Origin of the sequence: Nocardia sp. NPDC058497 (assembly GCF_042720195.1) — a bacterium.
In the GTDB taxonomy this organism is placed as follows: domain Bacteria; phylum Actinomycetota; class Actinomycetes; order Mycobacteriales; family Mycobacteriaceae; genus Nocardia.
In genome coordinates, this window is the sequence record NZ_JBHXMY010001036.1 from 1 (window position 1) to 1,109 (window position 1,109).

The 1,109-nt window shown below is 62.4% G+C and carries 1 protein-coding gene and 1 pseudogene; one reads left to right on the forward strand and one right to left on the reverse strand.

All coding sequences use genetic code 11. From position 1 onward, the window contains the following. Window positions 1–75 precede the first annotated feature (75 nt). Window positions 76–570 (reverse strand): hypothetical protein, encoded by a 495-nt coding sequence (locus tag ACFWPJ_RS33500; protein ID WP_378857631.1) that lies wholly within the window; start codon window positions 568–570, stop codon window positions 76–78. A 322-nt stretch (window positions 571–892) separates the two neighbouring features. Between ACFWPJ_RS33500 and ACFWPJ_RS33505 the strand changes: the two are divergent. Continuing rightward, window positions 893–1,109 (forward strand): annotated as a pseudogene (locus ACFWPJ_RS33505) (hypothetical protein); the annotation flags it as partial.

The following is a 1,109-nucleotide window of genomic DNA, read 5'->3' on the forward strand; positions in this document are numbered from 1 at the left end:
GGTCGGCAAGAAAACTCCGAGAGGCACGGATCCGGCGAAAGCCCACGCACACAGCCTGAAAGCCCCAATTAACACTCAAACATGCTCGAATATCCCTACCAACGCCAGCCCGACCCCCACGAACGCCAGCCACAGCCACCACCCCAGACGCCCGGTCTGACGCGGGTTGTAGGAATCGGACTGCCCGTCGATGACGACGCCGACGACCTGTCCCTGCCACGTCCGCAGTGTCGCCTGCCCACCTTCCCGGGCCTTGGCGAAGAGTTCGCCGTTCACGTCGTGCGAGTGCTGCGTCCCGTCGCGCATCCACCTGATCGTGAGGTGATTCGTCGTGGTGGTGCTGGTGGTGCCATCGCTGTTGAAGTGGGTGGAAGTCGTAGTGGACGTGTCCTTCTCGATGATGGTGACGGTCTCTTCGTCGAAGCAGCTGCCTGCACTCTTCTCACATGCCGCCTGATGCCGATACTCCCGCGTCTGGTGAAACGGTTCCACGGCATGCGCCAGCGCGAACACCACCAGTCCGGCCCCGACCAGGAACGCCAGCGCCCTACCAACCATCGCCTCTCCCACCAAGTTCCGATGACACACCTGCAGCGAGGTTGATCCGAACTTCCCCGAAGAGCCTCCGACATTACCGTCGCAAGCCCTCCCACACACCGATTTTCCTTGCGCTGGGCAATGATTTGCGTGAATGGTGACCTCTTCGCCTCCAGCGTGCCGACGGGCACCGTGCGCCCGGCTGCGGCCTGTGATCTGTGTCCGAGCTCAGGCGCTCGTCGGCGGTCCATGCCGGCGATCCCTACCATCGTCCATGTCAACGGCAGGGAATCCTGACCCCTTTCCGGGCTGTGGGTTCGAGAGTTGCTGAAGGCGTATCCGACGGTGATCGCCGATGGCCAACGACTACCTGGGACGCTCCTTCTCACCCGGCCGAACATTCACCGGCCCAACCGATTTCAACGCCCAAGTTGGTCAGTGGCTGGCGGTGATGAACACCCGGCCAGGCCGCGCGTTGGGTTGCGCGCCGTGTGATCGGATCTCGCCCGACTGGCCATCATCAACCATCAACTACAACACCAGCTCGAAGACGCTCACCAAGTCACCAACAT